This window comes from Paraburkholderia sp. GAS448 (assembly GCF_050435685.1).
In the GTDB taxonomy this organism is placed as follows: domain Bacteria; phylum Pseudomonadota; class Gammaproteobacteria; order Burkholderiales; family Burkholderiaceae; genus Paraburkholderia.
This window is the reverse complement of sequence record NZ_JBNDKT010000036.1, coordinates 41,260-55,681: the sequence shown is the minus strand read 5'-3', so window position 1 is coordinate 55,681 and position 14,422 is coordinate 41,260. Positions and strand designations below refer to the sequence as shown.

At 60.0% G+C, this 14,422-nt stretch carries 14 protein-coding genes and 3 pseudogenes; 11 read left to right on the top strand and 6 right to left on the bottom strand.

Annotation, left to right across the window (positions count from 1 at the left end; genetic code table 11):
- Positions 1 to 26: 26 nt before the first annotated feature.
- From P3T23_RS38360 to P3T23_RS38320, 9 genes and pseudogenes are all read left to right on the top strand, one after another.
- Complete coding sequence (locus P3T23_RS38360) at positions 27 to 365, top strand: hypothetical protein (RefSeq protein ID WP_429321261.1); 339 nt, start codon at positions 27 to 29, stop codon at positions 363 to 365.
- Positions 366 to 553: 188 nt separating this feature from the next.
- Positions 554 to 682: pseudogene (locus P3T23_RS38355) on the top strand (DUF7685 domain-containing protein); the annotation flags it as partial.
- A 6-nt stretch (positions 683 to 688) separates the two neighbouring features.
- Positions 689 to 1,135 carry a DUF7686 domain-containing protein gene (locus tag P3T23_RS38350; RefSeq protein WP_429321288.1) on the top strand — a complete coding sequence of 149 codons (447 nt, stop codon included), beginning with the start codon at positions 689 to 691 and terminating at the stop codon, positions 1,133 to 1,135.
- A gap of 1,586 nt (positions 1,136 to 2,721) precedes the next feature.
- Positions 2,722 to 2,979 (top strand): hypothetical protein, encoded by a 258-nt coding sequence (locus P3T23_RS38345; protein ID WP_429321260.1) that lies wholly within the window; start codon positions 2,722 to 2,724, stop codon positions 2,977 to 2,979.
- Between the two features lie 101 nt (positions 2,980 to 3,080).
- Complete coding sequence (locus tag P3T23_RS38340) at positions 3,081 to 3,899, top strand: hypothetical protein (RefSeq protein WP_429321259.1); 819 nt, start codon at positions 3,081 to 3,083, stop codon at positions 3,897 to 3,899.
- A 702-nt stretch (positions 3,900 to 4,601) separates the two neighbouring features.
- Positions 4,602 to 4,982, top strand: a complete 381-nt coding sequence (locus P3T23_RS38335; RefSeq protein WP_429321258.1) for a hypothetical protein — start codon at positions 4,602 to 4,604, stop codon at positions 4,980 to 4,982.
- 16 nt (positions 4,983 to 4,998) lie between these two features.
- The gene (locus P3T23_RS38330) at positions 4,999 to 5,208 is read left to right on the top strand and encodes a hypothetical protein (protein WP_236002454.1); all 210 of its coding nucleotides are present in this window, start codon (positions 4,999 to 5,001) and stop codon (positions 5,206 to 5,208) included.
- A 120-nt stretch (positions 5,209 to 5,328) separates the two neighbouring features.
- Positions 5,329 to 5,769: a MobA/MobL family protein gene (locus P3T23_RS38325; protein WP_429321287.1), complete on the top strand. Its 441-nt coding sequence runs from the start codon at positions 5,329 to 5,331 to the stop codon at positions 5,767 to 5,769.
- Entirely contained in the window at positions 5,699 to 7,858 is a 2,160-nt protein-coding gene (locus P3T23_RS38320; RefSeq protein ID WP_429321257.1) for an AAA family ATPase, read from the top strand. The genes P3T23_RS38325 and P3T23_RS38320 overlap by 71 nt, the downstream gene beginning before the upstream one ends.
- A 1,583-nt stretch (positions 7,859 to 9,441) precedes the next feature.
- Here the strand turns inward: P3T23_RS38320 and P3T23_RS38315 are convergent.
- The 3 genes from P3T23_RS38315 to P3T23_RS38305 all read right to left on the bottom strand — a co-directional run bounded on the left by P3T23_RS38315 (position 9,442) and on the right by P3T23_RS38305 (position 10,965).
- Positions 9,442 to 9,696, bottom strand: a complete 255-nt coding sequence (locus P3T23_RS38315) for a hypothetical protein (RefSeq protein ID WP_429321256.1) — start codon at positions 9,694 to 9,696, stop codon at positions 9,442 to 9,444.
- A 463-nt stretch (positions 9,697 to 10,159) separates the two neighbouring features.
- Positions 10,160 to 10,642 (bottom strand): SRPBCC family protein, encoded by a 483-nt coding sequence (locus P3T23_RS38310; protein ID WP_429321255.1) that lies wholly within the window; start codon positions 10,640 to 10,642, stop codon positions 10,160 to 10,162.
- Complete coding sequence (locus tag P3T23_RS38305; RefSeq protein ID WP_429321254.1) at positions 10,639 to 10,965, bottom strand: ArsR/SmtB family transcription factor; 327 nt, start codon at positions 10,963 to 10,965, stop codon at positions 10,639 to 10,641. The genes P3T23_RS38310 and P3T23_RS38305 overlap by 4 nt, the downstream gene beginning before the upstream one ends.
- A gap of 361 nt (positions 10,966 to 11,326) precedes the next feature.
- On the opposite strand from P3T23_RS38305, the pseudogene P3T23_RS38300 reads away from it, so the two are divergent.
- Both P3T23_RS38300 and P3T23_RS38295 read left to right on the top strand, forming a co-directional pair.
- Positions 11,327 to 11,932 (top strand): annotated as a pseudogene (locus P3T23_RS38300) (DUF2242 domain-containing protein); the annotation flags it as partial.
- Between the two features lie 227 nt (positions 11,933 to 12,159).
- Positions 12,160 to 12,413, top strand: a pseudogene (locus P3T23_RS38295) (lyase); the annotation flags it as partial.
- A gap of 35 nt (positions 12,414 to 12,448) precedes the next feature.
- On the opposite strand, the gene P3T23_RS38290 reads toward P3T23_RS38295, so the two are convergent.
- The 3 genes from P3T23_RS38290 to P3T23_RS38280 form a co-directional block, all read right to left on the bottom strand.
- Positions 12,449 to 12,748, bottom strand: a complete 300-nt coding sequence (locus tag P3T23_RS38290; RefSeq protein ID WP_429321253.1) for a hypothetical protein — start codon at positions 12,746 to 12,748, stop codon at positions 12,449 to 12,451.
- 486 nt (positions 12,749 to 13,234) lie between these two features.
- A complete protein-coding gene (locus P3T23_RS38285) occupies positions 13,235 to 13,672 on the bottom strand; it encodes an ester cyclase (RefSeq protein ID WP_429321252.1) in 438 nt (145 codons plus the stop codon).
- Positions 13,673 to 13,677: 5 nt separating this feature from the next.
- Positions 13,678 to 14,406 carry an SDR family NAD(P)-dependent oxidoreductase gene (locus tag P3T23_RS38280; protein ID WP_429321251.1) on the bottom strand — a complete coding sequence of 243 codons (729 nt, stop codon included), beginning with the start codon at positions 14,404 to 14,406 and terminating at the stop codon, positions 13,678 to 13,680.
- Positions 14,407 to 14,422 lie beyond the last annotated feature (16 nt).

Sequence of the window (14,422 nt, the reverse complement as noted above, 5' to 3'; positions counted from 1 at the left end):
ATCATCCGTAACAGGAGAAAAACCGAATGACCCGCATTTCGCTGGAGGCAATGGCACGGGCCATGAGAGCCGTAGAGGCTATGAACCTCCGACAGAAAGAGGCCTTGACCGACGAAATATTCCTTGCCCAGCCCCATATGCTCGGCTCGGTTCTGGTCCTTCCGAAGCTCGGTGTTTCGATGGAAAAGACGGAGTTCGCCATCGAGCTTCTGCTTCTCTGCTTTCAGGCGATGAAGGAGTCCGGCCGGACGTGGCCGCTGATCACAGAAGACGATCAGGAATTGCAGCAGCGGATTTACGTGACCACCGTCAGGCTGGGCGAAGACCTCAGCCCGTCGCAGCAGGATCGTCTGATGCAGCAATAGATGGGAAACCATCCTGAGCAGAACCTGCTGGCATGCATAGGGGCACGGACGGCGGACTGGCTTGAACGTATCGATCCGGAAGACAGTGACAGGTACGTGATGCTAGCCGCAGCCAACTTCGTAAACTGCATCGCGTTCATCCCCATGCCCGCGTTCAGAAAACCGTCTGGCCGGCCACGGAGAGCCAAATGAGTCAAGACCGATGCGAACAGTGTGCGCAGCCCACTGCTGCGTACGATGCAATCCACTATGGCTCTGTCGAAGGAGGTTACCGCCTGCTTTGCACCCAGTGTTTCAATGCCGAAGTCGCGAGGCGCAATGGCGTGACCGACTTCGAAAACGTGCGGCTCGACCCCATCCGGATGATGGATTGCGCCGGCGACGCGCATCAGTTCCATTTCCAGATGCGTCTGCTGGGCACCATGCTCGCCCTTGATGCCTTCGAGATTCAGGACGGGTTCCGTGCAGGTTATGAATTCCGGATCGTCGGCAAACCGGAAGATGACGTGCTGACCCTGCTTGGCCGCCTTGTCGAAAAAATGAGGCGCGCATTGGCAGTCAAGGATCTGGCAATCAATGGCAGCCAGTTTCAGATCCGTGACCAAACCGTGCGCGGACTTATTTCGTCCGATCCGGCAGGACCCGGCGACATTCCTGTCGTTGTCGTGGATGGCAGGGAAATCGGTTGGGACGACTTCGGGCGTATGCTGGCTGCCTTTGAAGGCTGGCAATTCAGGCTCGAGATCAGGGACCTGGCCGATGACGTTTGATTCCCAGAATTTCGCCGCAGGCGCCAGAACTGAAAATCATCCTGTGATCAATGGCTCGAGCCGATTTTCGCAGAAATTTTGCTTTCATTGGCCGAACCTGCGTCAGTGCACGCGACTGGCGACTACATCGAGTGCATCTCTACGCGGTCCGCCCGGCGCCGACGAAACCGTGAGTACGGCCCACAAAAAAAGTTCGGCAGCTGGATTATTTTTAACTAAAACGTTAATGTAAATCGATCATTTATTTTATGTCAAATTAGAGAGGATAACGAAATACATTACTCCAGCGTTGGTTGACGTGATCTTGTTCCCGTAATTCGGGCACGAGAAAGCACAGACCGTGTGTTGTGCACAACACTGTTCCGCCGACACGGAACGCACTCGATTTCATAACCCAATCGGTGGCAGCTCCGCACACTGGGGGACTATGGAGCTCGACGTTCGGTACTGGGCACAAACTTACGCTGAGAATAGGGCCAGTTTTTGCAAACGAACGAGTCCTTAGCCAGGCCGCGTAGGCGACCGGCCTTCTGCGATGAGCAAGCCAGATTGCCTCGCCGGGCAGTCTGGAAAGCTGGTTTTGCCGTTGTAACGTACGCGATCGTGGTCGACAGTTAGTTGCATTTTAATCTTCTAGCGTCGGGACGGGATTATCGGGCGATGCGGCGACTTCTACCCGTTGTCAACGCCGACTCGACGTATGTGGAAAGAGTCGGCGTCAATATTGGGCCGGAAACGTCGGCGAGGACTCCGGGCCCGCAACCGGATCGGCAACAAATGAATGCATCGAAGCTGCTCTGCCTGGCAACGTCTCAATTGAAGGCGCTCATGACGAAGCGGGCTTACAAGGCCACACCCTGACCACATTGCACCTACTGCGGCGGCTCGACAGGAAGCAGTCGTCTGTACATCGCGTCCGCAGTCGTTAACGGCGGCCCGCAGCTCGAAGCACGCCCGCCGCGCAGGCACTGGCAACCAGGGCGGCCAACAGGTGGGAACGCCGAACCGGTGGTGGGCGCGCCTCGTGCGTTGGAATGCTCGGGCCCGGCCGTCAATACCCGCAGTCGTTGCGCCACAGCAGCGTCGCCGGGCTCAGAACCGCAACCGATACGACGTACGCGGCGAGCCGCATAGTCGCCGGCATCGCCCGCTTGATGAAGATAGTCCAGGCCTGCTTCCGCCAGCCACAGCCACGTCGGTCGGCTTCAGCCCAACTCAAAAGAGTCTTTCCTGGCTACCCTGTGGGCCCTCTCCGCCCTCAACGACCAGTTTTGCGTCCAGCAAGAACGCGATGATGTTCCGCCGTGGAGCGTGGACTCTTCGTGAGAGCGCGGAAACAAAGTCGTCAACGGTCCCATACGGGTGGCAGTCGTCAAACGACTCGAGCAGCCACTGAACGAGGTCCACAGGCACGCGCAACCCCGCCTGCGTCGAAAGGACGCGCAGCTGGCTTGCCGGCAGCGTAGCGTGAGGCCGCCAGACGAGGCCGGACTCATTGGTGGCCGGGCGAGTTCGAACGACCCGGTAGGTTCCAAACCCGCGCGATCCGATGGGCACCAGCGACCGCCCCTTCCTCGCGTCTGGCTATGGCGAATCCCGATGTCGGCTCAGCGTTCCATACTCAATGTCCGGCCCGTTTCGATATCGCCTTCAGCGAATCGCGTCATGAGTTGCCCCGTCTCCATGCGTTGAAACAGTTTAGGCGTTCAATGCGCGGCGCTCGCACCTTGAATCTGGCGTTACCCCTTTTCTCCCCGACCTATGCCTTATCCGTCACTGGTTCCAATCGATCACCATCGACCTACGGCGGCGCATCTGGTTTCTGGCCGAAGCTTGCCGATTGAGCGAGCAAACGGTGGTGGCCACGACCGGCAGACCCCGTCTACTTAGGAAGCGGACCGGTCCTGAATATCTTGACGCCCCTCCCCTGGTTCTGGTCCGGTTGGTGCCCTGGATCAGCATATTTTGTCAAGATGCTCACCGCCGCACTAAAGCGATTGTGGCGAAAACACACAACGCCAATTTTGCTCTGATTACTGCGCAAACGATTGCTTATACTCTCTGCACCTCTTTCTCCGAGGCGCATCGTATGCGGCAGGAATGGCTTGAATTTCTCCAGCGAGTCGACTGGAACACTCCGGTAACTTTGGCGCTGACATCAGCGGCAGTCGGTTCTGTCATAACGCTCACCTGGATCTCAGCGAGGGATGCCAGGGAGCGCAAGCGTCAGCGACGCGATACTGCGCTGGAACTAGCGTTATCGCTGGAAAGCTACGCCCGAACCTGTCGGACAATGATGCATAAGGCCACCTGGGCAGCAGCGGAGCCAGTCGGCCATTTGAACCCCGAAGCCAGTAAAGGCGTTTCCATTCCCGCCTTTGCCTACCCGGACAGGCTTCACTGGCATGTCTTGAGCCGCAAAGTTATCTCAGAGCTCCGTGAGTATCCGGCGACAGTGCACGCCGCTCGGGAGTATGTGGAAGCGTTTCGCGAATTAGGCGAGCCAATCGACCTTTGTGGTCAGGTTGAATACGAATGTGCGAAGGCCGCGATGGCAGCGCTAGCACTTGCTCGGGCCACGCGCCGGCGGCACGGAGCCGCGAGGTGGAAGCCGGGCGCCAAAGACTCAGCCTTGGAGCGCGAACTGTCCGACTTCATCGCGAACGCTGAAGAAAAGCTCAAGGCGTCGCTCGAGCATCGAATGGAGTCTACAGTCGATCGGCGAGTTGACTTGCAACGGTTCAAACAGGTGCTAAGCGCCTAAAACATCGTGAGCTCGGATCCCGCCTGCGCGGATAGTTTCCGTGACCGACCCGATATAGATAGTCCGTCCCGCTTTCATCGATACTGGTGGGACTGGCAGCGAGCTGCCAGTCGAGGCGGGACATGCACTCGTGGACTACGAATAAGTCGACCCAAACGCCTGGGCGATTGCCGCTTTAGCTTCGAGCCCATCATTCGCCCTTCTCCTCGCAATCTGTCCCGAAAAAAAAGATTGAACGGAGATCTATGGTTTCGGAGATTGGTGCCGATAAGACCGCTCATAAGTCCCCCGCCAGACGAGGCGTCCCAATGCCATTTGATTTTATCGCCAGCCGCCCGACCCGATTAAAACGTACGCTCGTTATCCTGGTTGGCTGTACAGGTGTACTTGCCAGCTTGTCGATTTGGGGCCGGGTGCCCGCCGATGTACTCGCTGACGCGGATAGAGAGGTCGCCCACTTCGGCCCTGCACTAGTGGGCACCGCGTGTCCGGTCGAAGGAGCAGTCTCAAGGGACGCCCGCGGTACCTTTCTCATGTGTTGGAAACAGGTCTGGAGCAAGCCGTAGACCCTACTCCATATCGCCCCGGCGTCTCTGGCGTAACGCATGGCGGACAACCGGGATTTTCTGATTGAAGGTCCGGCACGAGGCTAGACGCAACGGAAGAAGACCAGAGCGTCGTGTGCCTTGCGTCCGAACGCATGTGACCGAAGCTTCGGTTAGGGAGCGTAAACGCACATACCCAGGAGATCAGTCATCGCTGGATCTCTTGCAGGAAGGCAAGCTGCATTTCAGGCATGAGGGCGGCGATGTCCACGCACATGGTACTGACGCAGACCGGCGTCTTCGCGTTGAATGCCTGACGTTCACCGACGGCTACAGCAGTGACCGGCGTCGCAGAGTCTTTGAGTATGGTCACGACAAGCGCGCTGATTCCCTGAACACGCCTGCCGCAGTTGCATCAATTGCTGCTGGTGTCACACGTCAGAAATTCGCGGACAACGTTGTGCGGCACCAGGCGTCGTCGCGTCGACTGATTGCCTGCAGTGTCCGCGCGATCATGTACGGCGAACGCGTCTATTGAGCTTTCGGAAATCATGATGTTTAACGAGTCGAAATACGTATCGCTAATGTATGAACAGGGCCTGGACCAGTGGACGCGTGCCTGGTACGGCGAAGCCGTTGAAGCGGGATTTATCCGCCCGCACTATCACCCCGACCCTGTGACCATAAAGCGTCTTCGGGGCTATTTCGGCGCGGGCCTGTCGCCCTTCGAAGCCGCCCAGGCGTGCTTTGGCCGCAAACACTAAAGTAAGCCGGCTATTGCTTCCCCATCCGGTAGCCACATCTGCACGAAAGGCAGAAAGCGACCTGAACAGTCCAGCTTCGTGGAACACACGCTCGGCGAGCGGCACGCGTACACCTGAGCGATCCACAATCCGGCGGCAAGCGACGGACTGGAACAGCCGCATGCGCACATCATGTTCACCGAACGGGTGAACGACGGCATCGCACGCGATCCAGACCACTATTTCAGACGCTGGAATGCGCAGCAACCAGAAAAAGGCGGTGCCGGAAAGGACCGCTACCTGAGCAGCCGACAGTTTGTTCGCGACGTGCGTGAAGAATGGGCCGTCACGGCCAATCACTTCATGGCACGGGCGGGCATCGAGGCCCGCATCGACCATCGCAGTTACCGGACGCTGGGCATCGAGCTGGAGCCGTCCATTAAGGTGGGCGTCGCGCGCTACGCGGGCGAGCGCGGCGTGATGGCCAGTGTGCTGGAAGTGAATCGCCAGCGTGCTTACCGCAATGGCCAGCGGCTGCAATCCGGCGATCGGTGTCGCCGCACTGACGATCAATCAGTCTAGCTTCTCGCGACGCGACGTCGAACAGATCGTGTTTCGCAATACCGATGGTGCCGAGCAGTTCCGGCAGGTTTACGCACGCCTGATGAATTCGCAAGAGCTGCTCGCGCTCAAGGATTCCGGTCGCAACGGCGAGTGGTTCACGTCGGCGGATCTGCGTGCGATCGAGGTCCGGCTGGTCGAGCGTGCGCGCTCCATGAGTCGCGCCGGCGATAGCTCAGTGGACGGCGCCGCGGTGCGCGAAATGCTACGCGCAACCCGGAAGTTCAACGCGGGACAGGATGCGGCTTTTGTCGCGCTCGCCGGCGGCGGCCAGCTGGTGGTCGTAAATGGCGCGGCGGGTACCGGCAAAAGCTATGTGCTCGCGGCAGGACGCGAAGCGCTCGAGGCAGACGGGCTGCGCGTGATCGGCACAGCCCTGCAGGGCAAGACGGCCGACGACATGCAACGCGACGCCGGCATCGCCAGCCGGACGCTGCACAGTCTGCTTTCGGGCATCGAACGCGGTACGGTCACCCTGGATGCGAAAACAGTTCTAGTGATCGACGAAGCCGGCATGGTCGGCTCGCGGCAGATGGAAAAACTGCTCGGCCACGCGCAGGCGGCCGGGGCCCGTGTGCGCCTGGTGGGCGATGCGTGGCAGCTACATGCGGTCGACGCAGGCGACGCTTTCCGAGCGGTGTCGCGCGAAGCGGCCGCTGCGAACCGGCTCGAAAGCCTGACCGAGATCAGGCGACAGGACGAGGCCTGGCAGCGCGAAGCAACTTCGGCGCTGGCCCGGCACGATGTGCCAACAGCCGTGTCCGCGTATGCGGAGCGCGGTGGCGTGCAACTGTATTCGACCGTCGCCGACGCGCGCGAACAGCTGATTGCGCAGTGGCAGGATGATCGCTGGGCCAGTCCCGGCAAGACCCAGCTGCTGCTGACTCACACCAACGAAGAGCGCTGCGCGCTGAATGCGCGCGTGCGCGGATTACGGCGGGCCGCCGGCGAGCTGGGTGCCGAACAGATCGTGCGCACCGCAGGAAGTCCCCTTGGGGGACGGGCCGAAGACCGGCACATCGCGATCGCGCCAGGCGAGCGGATCATGTTCCTGCAGAACGAATACGTGATGCAGGTGAAGAATGGGACGCTGGCCACGGTCGAGCAGATCGAGGCGCCGACGGACAGGCAAGCGGCGGACGCCGTCCCACAGGGACTTCCTTCGGTCGTGCTGCATGTGCGCCTCGATGACGGCCGGCGACTCGCGGTCGATACGGCGCAGTACGGCCATTTCGATCACGCTTACGCACTCACGGTCCACAAGAGCCAGGGCGTGACGGTCGATCGCGCCTACGTGCTGGCCACGAAGAGCATGCACGCCGAGCTGGCCTACGTCGCGATGACCCGGCACAAGGAAAATCTGATCGTGGCGGCTGGACGCGACGAGTTTGCGGACGGCGCGGCGCTGACGCGCAGCCTGTCGCGTGCCGACGAAAAATCGTTCAGTGCGCAGCATGAGCTGCGGCCCGAGCGTGATCGCCGGCCGGAATTAGGCTACCGGCACACGTTGAACCAGCGCCGCGTCGAATTCTCGAACGCACCGCGGCCGCGACGGGCAGAAAAGACCCTCGATCGTGCAGTCGAGCAGTATGCCGATGCCCTCTCCGCCGCGGCGGCCGCAAACCGGGCAGGCAAGCCGGTGCCGGCGAAGGATCGCGCGGCCTTCAGGCGGGCGGGCGTCGGACTGGACAGGCTCGATCCGGCGATGCGTCGCGAGATCCCGTATGTAGTTGAGCGGGATGATCGTGCCTGGCGGGCGCTCGTTGAACTCAGCGGCGCCGAGCGGGCGGCCGCGCTTGTCAACGAAGTGGCGCAGGCCCGGACACAGCGCGCAAGCCTCGACGCGCTTGCGGCCGGACACCCACGACCGACGTCGGCGACCACCGCGTCCAGACGCTTCGCCGAGATGACGCCCGAAGAGCGGCAGGAACGTCGCAACGAGTTCAAGGCGCAACTGCGCGAAGCGGCCGGTCAGCCCGTCGAGCGAAGCAAATCACCGCGTGAAAGTACGAAATCGCGCGGCCGTGGCGGACCGGAAATCGGTGATTAAGGGGGCGTCTCAAGATCAGGAAATACTGCGCACGTTAGGCGTTCGCGAACTGTGCTGTTCGAATGGCGCTGATCGACCCCGTGCGGACGTTCAGGCCTGCTAATGGGCGTCCGCTCACAAGGTATTGTGTTGAGAAACTCGTTGATGATCGGTCTAGCGAGGTTTTCAGGGGTCGTCTTACCCTTAGCCGATGCTCGCGAGCGGTTTGTAGGCCGATCTGAGAGGTCGATTTTTTTACGAGTAGTTCGAAAGCGGCGCGGGGCGAGTTTTTCAACACAATAAAGGTGCAACGGTCATCTATTCCGTTACGTCTGCGCTACGGCGAACGGACATCGGTGTTTTGCACGCGCGCCGATACGGACAGGATATAAACGTTGCCTTTCCGCATTCGCATCCGTGCGTCAGGTGTTAGCCGGACCGAACACCGCGACATACTTTCCGCTCTTCGCCTGCCGCAGCCCACCGAAGCCGCCGCAATAGCGCGATTCAATTTGCGTCGGGCACCTGCTGGCGACACGTCTGAAGGCGTTCGCCGCGAGCTTTACCGTGCCTAACGACCTCCTTCCCCGCCGACGCGGACAGAAATGGTGCTTGTCTGAATGCCGAAGTCGCAACCCTGCGTACAGCTAGTTCCGTCGGCGGCGGTGGGGCCAACGTTAGAGTGGTAAGCGCTCACGACGCTGTACATTTGTTTTCCTCCGTCGAGGACCAGGAATTCGGTAGTAATCTGTTTCGTACTATTCTGGTACGTGATGCTCAGCTGGCCGGTACAGTCTGAATTCACAGTGTATGAGAGCGTTTCGTCAGTCTCGAAAGCGAACTGAGTCCCACCAGGGGCTCTTGTTCCGTTGAGCATCGCAAAATCTTTCTGATGGCCTCCTCCAAAACCGTCGAAGGTTTGAAGAGCAATGCCGTCGATAACACCGGCAAAGGCTAAGCGATGGAGGGTCTGGTTGGGAGCGGTCCCCGTGAGGATTCCGAGCAATTCCGCATGGATTTTCGTGCCGTACGTTCCTCTCAGCCACGCAGTTCAGCGACAGCAATGCAATCGACGCGGCCGCCGCTTCCTTCAAGAATCTGCCAAACATGTTCATCTCCTTTCTGCTAATTCAGGGGAAGTTCAACGGTATTCCGCCATTGGATAGTGGCCTTGCGAACGGCAAAAGGCCTGTGTCCAGCGGCCACTGAAGCAGATGTCGGATCAAACGAGGCCTTCGTTGCGAAGGCGTGCTTGCAAGACCGCAGTCGGATTGATTGCCTGTGTAATAAGCACCGGCGTGGGTCAGGGGCGGGATTCGGGGGCTCTGAAGCCCAAACAGGGTTGGGAGTTACGTGAAAGCGGGAGACAACGTAAAAGCCGCGTCCCCTTGTTGGAAATCATAGTTCAGTAGACAGTGAGCGCAACCCGCTTATCTGAAAAGTTCATGGTGCTTTCAGCCCGGATTCGCTGACGATTTCAGGAGCCCAGGTGTCCTACACGCTCCCTGGTCAGCGCCCTGACATGCCATTGGTTAAAACGAACCTCCGGCCATGGGAGCCACCGCGAGCGCTGTTTGCCGCGACCGCTCTCGCGAAGAGCTGCCTCAGTTACCAAAGAAGATGTCGCATTGAGGCCCGGTAGAGAGGGGTCGAGTGCGCGCGCTGCCTGACGCGCTCCGCGTGCTGGAAACACCGCCATATCCCGTATCAACGCCGGATTGAGCGGACGCATTGGTGTTCTCCTGCGTCGCCGTCTGCGCGGACGGTTGTTCATTCTGCTGCATGGCCACCGCGCTCGACACGCCCTCCCCGAAAAGCAACAGAGCGCCCGCTACCGGCAATACCCACCATGATTTCATTTCGGAACTCCTCGAATAGAGTGCTCGTTGCTGTTTCTTTTACCCGGCACTTTCGACGTCGAATGACCGTTTGCTGGACGGAGATGCCGACGTTCGAACGTCCAACTGACGATACGGGCGAATGCCCCTTCAGCGCCCCGTTTGCGTCGTTCAGACGCGAGCGACGACTGTCCGCTGCCCGGCCGACAGAAGACCATCATCGTTCGCTCTGCAACCTTCCCGGCGCGAATGCTCTTGACTTCGGCTTCTGGTAATTCCTGCGACAAATGCCCTGCGCGCTCCGCCGCACATCACACGATGAGCGGCGGAGCATCGCACGCTCGACCTATCCTCACACACCGGACCACCTGCGCTTAACCCGAGCGACCAAGCACGTCGCACCCAACGAGGCATTACGACGATTCAATGCAACGCACCGTTTTCCCGGGTCCCATTCGGACGGCAAAGTGGCTGGATTGCAGGCTCATGCCGCCTGGCTTTCGGCCGCTGTGCGCAACGCCTCCAGCGTCGCAGTCCAGCCTCCCGGCGAATCGAACGCTGCGCGCATCGCTTCGGCCTTGTCGCCATAGCGCTCCAGCTTGCGATGCTCGAGTTCGACGCGCGTGCGGTTGCTCGTTTCGGGGATAAACGTGATCTCGACCTCACAAGCGATGGTCGGATCGTATTGCCAATCCGCGCTGATGTCCCAACTCATGATCACGCGGCGCGGCGGTTCCCAGACGAGCACACGGCCCCAATTGCATTCGCTGCCGTCGTCGCCCCGCTCGAACCAGCGCCCGCCAGCCTTCGGCTCGAGAACAGCAGTGAAGTTTTTGCTTGGCCCGATATGATGCTCGCGCGGCCACCAGGTGTCATGCCCCTGCGTAAAAACGGAAAACACGTGTGCAAGCGGTGCATTCACGGTGATGCTCTTGCGTACCACGACGTCCTTCAGTTCGGTTGTCATCGTCGCTCCTTCCTGCTCCTGAAACCCGCCTCGGCGGTGGATTTGAAATCGTGCAGCGCGTGGTCCCACATCGCATCGAGATACGCGCGCAACGCACCGATCCCCTGCGGATCGACTCGATAGATGTTTTGCGTTCCCGCTCGCACGTGCGAGACCAGCCGCGCCTCTGTCAGCACGCGCAGATGCTGCGACACAGCGGGCCGCGAAACCGGAAAATGCTCGGCGAGCGCGCGCACGGACAGTGGCTGCTGCGCCAATCGTTCGAATATCGCGCGCCGGGTCGGATCCGAGAGGGCATGGAACTCCTGCGCAGCATCGCGCATGAGGCTGTATCCGTAAGTCATGTCTTACCGTTGGCTTAGGCTTACGGATGACCAATTTCAAGTTTGTGTGTGCGGAAACGACGCCGCGGACCCGGCGAGCCGAACCGCACAACAAACTGGTTAAGCTCGACTGCATTCAGGACGTAGATTCCGGTCTCTTCCGTCAGGCGCTCGGACAGGACTTGCGCTCACGACAACGTCGAAGGTTGTTGTAGGGAAAGAAAACTATAATAGGCCCGCCTCGTTTACTTTCGGATCGCCCGCATGATGTGTCCCTCTCATGCCACGCAAGAGCATTGGGCGTCCTGACCTTCTGGTATCAGACCCCTTCACCGCTCGAGCCGATCCACCCTATTCAGCCATGCATACTCCGTTCCGCTTTTTCTCCGCGGCTTTCGTACTTGCGCTTGCGAGCGCACTGTCTGCGTGCTCGACGCCGAAGCCGCTTTACCAGCAAGAACAGTTCGACGCAGGCGACAGCCCCTATACGCACAAGTTCGCCGCGAAGACGGAGCCCGCTTGCGAAGCCGCCCGCCGTGCGTTGCTCAGCCAGGGTTATATCGCCAGTTCGACGAGGTCTGATTCGGTCGACGGCTCGAAAAATTTCCAGCCTACCAGCGATTCGCACGCGGTGATCGAAATCCATGTGGTCTGCACAACCGACGACCCCAAAAGCAACAGCAGCACCGCGTACGTGAACGCGGTGCAGGATCGCTATGCGCTGAAGAAGAGCAACACGTCGGCGAGCGTCGGCCTGAGCGTGTTCGGATCGCTGTCGCTGCCGATCGGCTCGAGCGATGACTCGATGGTGAAGGTTGCGAGCGAGACGATTCCCGCCGGCGTTTTCTATCAGCGTTTCTTCGCGCTAGTCGAGCATTACCTGAAGGCCGACTCCGCCCAGCCGGCCCCCGTTGACGCCACTGCAGCGCCGAAGGAGACGCTGCCGTCGATGAACGACGCCGTGCCGCCGATCGGGGCAGCCCAGACAGGCAGTGATTCGGAGAAGGCGACGAGCACCAAGTAAGCGTCACCGGTATCCACGCACCGCATCGTTCTCTGTTGCGGTTGCCGAGATCGATAGTTGATCGCCCAAATGGATGCCGGTCTACGCCGGCAGGCTGTAGGCGACGGTACTTCGGTCATTCGCGACACCAATCCGATGGTCCGTTCATGGCTGGCCTCCGCCGTTAGCGATGGCCGTTGCCCGGCAACCACCCGCGTCCTTACGCGATATTCGACGATGACCACCACTTCGTTTGGCTAAGCGTTTGGACGGCGAACGCGCTCGTGTGCTTCGACATGCCCCAGTTGCCGCACGCTCATGCGAACGTGCGACCATGATGGAGCGGGCTGCCGAGGTGTGGCTATCGGAATCGGGCATCGATCATCTCGTGCGCTATCGCTCCGCGGCGTCCGAGAACGGATCGGCCGGCAACGGCGCCCGTTAGCGCGTTAGTCCATTGATTGCGTCGGTCGAGCGCCCTCACTTGCCCTTGCGTGCCCCGAAGAGCGGCATCCAGAACGGTTTGAACCACTGCGCCCACAGGGGCTCGGCCTTATGCGGAATGACTGGTTCGCCGCTCGGCGGCTTCCGCGCGAGCAGTTGTTCCAGCGTGGCTTCCGCTATCCGGCGCCCCTCCGTAAAGCTCATATGTGCCGGCATCAGTCGGTTCAGTGCGATCGGATCCGCGAGCAGCGCACGCAACGCCTGCTCGTCCATCGCTTCGAACTGCAGTTCGTACTCGATTTGCAGCGTGCTTTGCAATTCGGCCAAAGTCAGCATGTCGTCCGCCTCCGGGTTCAGCGACGAAGGTTCATCGCTTCTTCGGGCACACTGCCTACGCGGCTCGCCATCGACGAGCGGCAGCGGCCGCAGCCGTCTCCACCATGCTGCCGTCCGAGCGCTTCGCGTGCTGCGCTTCGTTCTGTAGATGAGCAGTATGGCGCATTTGTGCAAAGCAGCAAATACAATTTTCATGCCGATCAGGAGTGGCTGTTACAGGATGAGTAACGGCCTGTCGACTTCGGCTGACGACGGTCCACCCATGGCCGATGGACTCTGCCTGACGCGACCGGCCGTAGGCGACCCTCTGCCGTCATTCGATGATTGCGCGCGAACGTCTCAAATTCAGCCGAACGCCGCCATTCACGGGAAAGGTCGTACGTTGTTGCATTCATGGGTAATACGTTATAGCCGACTCCACTCGCGGAGCAGGAAGACTTGGCCTCGTTCGTCCTGACCACCCTTCTGCTCCGCCCACTCTCCACGCTACGCTGGATTCTCAATCCCCGGGGAACCAGGAAATGCTTCAACCTGCGTAAAGAACGCGAGCCAATCCTCCAGATGGTACGTGCGCGCAACCCGTCCGTCGCGAAGCTCGTGAAATTCGTGCAGCGCAATGTTGAACCTGGCCTGCTTGCCCTCCACACCCAAAAACGGGCCCACATGGATGCCACTCATTCGCGCGCGCACACCTACGCGATCGCCATCGACCAGCACGTCGTCGACGATGACCTCGAGGGAGTCGAATGCGTTTGACAGCATCGCGAACACCGGACCGACTCCATCGGGTCCAGGGGTCTGCGTCGGCGCGAGCGGAAGATCCTGCCAGTCTTCGGTCACTACTGCCCTGAGCGCGTCGACATCCTGTTTTTCAAAGGCAGCGTAAAACTGCTGCATTAACTGTGAAACGTTGTTAGAACCCATGTTGTTCACCATGCCGCCAGAGCGGATTCACGAAAAAATTGACCGGTAGGACCATCGTCGGGAAGCAACGCGGCATGTATCACAGCAGTTGCTCCTTCCTCGACCGATAGCGGTGCATCCGGGCCGCCTTGCGCGGTTCGCACATGGCCGGGCGAGGCCGCGTTGACTAGAATGCGTTCGCTGTGCAACGCGTCTGCGAGCTTTACCGTGAGCATGTTCAGCGCCGCACGAGAGATGCTGTAACCCGGTGCCCCCGGGTAATGCAGGCTCAACGAGCCCATATCGCTGGACACGTTAACGATACGACCGCGGCCGCTTCGATCGATCAGCGGCAGCAACGCTGTCGTGATTCGCCACGTACCGATTACGTTGGTCCTGAATGCAATCTCCGCAGCCACCAGGTCCGGCGCAAGCACATCGTTCGCGAAATCAAAGTGCGCTCCGGCGTTATTCACAAGCACATCGACCACTCCGAAGTTGTCCTTCAGCCAGCCAGCAAACTGGGCAACTGACTCTTCGTCGTTAATTTCAACGGGGTATCCAGATACGCTTGCCCCATCTTTCGACAGAGCCCGAGCAACCTGCGCGGCCTCGTCCGCGCGACGTCCGGTAATCACCACCGTAAAGCCGCGTGCAATGAATTCACGCGCCAGGGCGTCTCCTATGCCGCGCGTACCGCCCGTGACTACCGCAACCTTCGCTCGTACACCATTGCGTGTTATTTCATTCGACATCTTCAGCTTGACCTCA

Bases quoted from the DNA above. Each gene is read 5' to 3' on its own strand.
- P3T23_RS38315 (WP_429321256.1), bottom strand. From the start codon at position 9,696: ATGAAATCATGGTGGGTATTGCCGGTAGCGGGCGCTCTGTTGCTTTTC.
- P3T23_RS38280 (WP_429321251.1), bottom strand. From the start codon at position 14,406: ATGTCGAATGAAATAACACGCAATGGTGTACGAGCGAAGGTTGCGGTA.
- P3T23_RS38345 (WP_429321260.1), top strand. From the start codon at position 2,722: ATGGCGAATCCCGATGTCGGCTCAGCGTTCCATACTCAATGTCCGGCC.
- P3T23_RS38290 (WP_429321253.1), bottom strand. From the start codon at position 12,748: ATGCTGACTTTGGCCGAATTGCAAAGCACGCTGCAAATCGAGTACGAA.
- P3T23_RS38305 (WP_429321254.1), bottom strand. From the start codon at position 10,965: ATGCGCGATGCTGCGCAGGAGTTCCATGCCCTCTCGGATCCGACCCGG.
- P3T23_RS38360 (WP_429321261.1), top strand. From the start codon at position 27: ATGACCCGCATTTCGCTGGAGGCAATGGCACGGGCCATGAGAGCCGTA.
- P3T23_RS38330 (WP_236002454.1), top strand. From the start codon at position 4,999: ATGTTTAACGAGTCGAAATACGTATCGCTAATGTATGAACAGGGCCTG.
- P3T23_RS38285 (WP_429321252.1), bottom strand. From the start codon at position 13,672: ATGGGTTCTAACAACGTTTCACAGTTAATGCAGCAGTTTTACGCTGCC.
- P3T23_RS38310 (WP_429321255.1), bottom strand. From the start codon at position 10,642: ATGACAACCGAACTGAAGGACGTCGTGGTACGCAAGAGCATCACCGTG.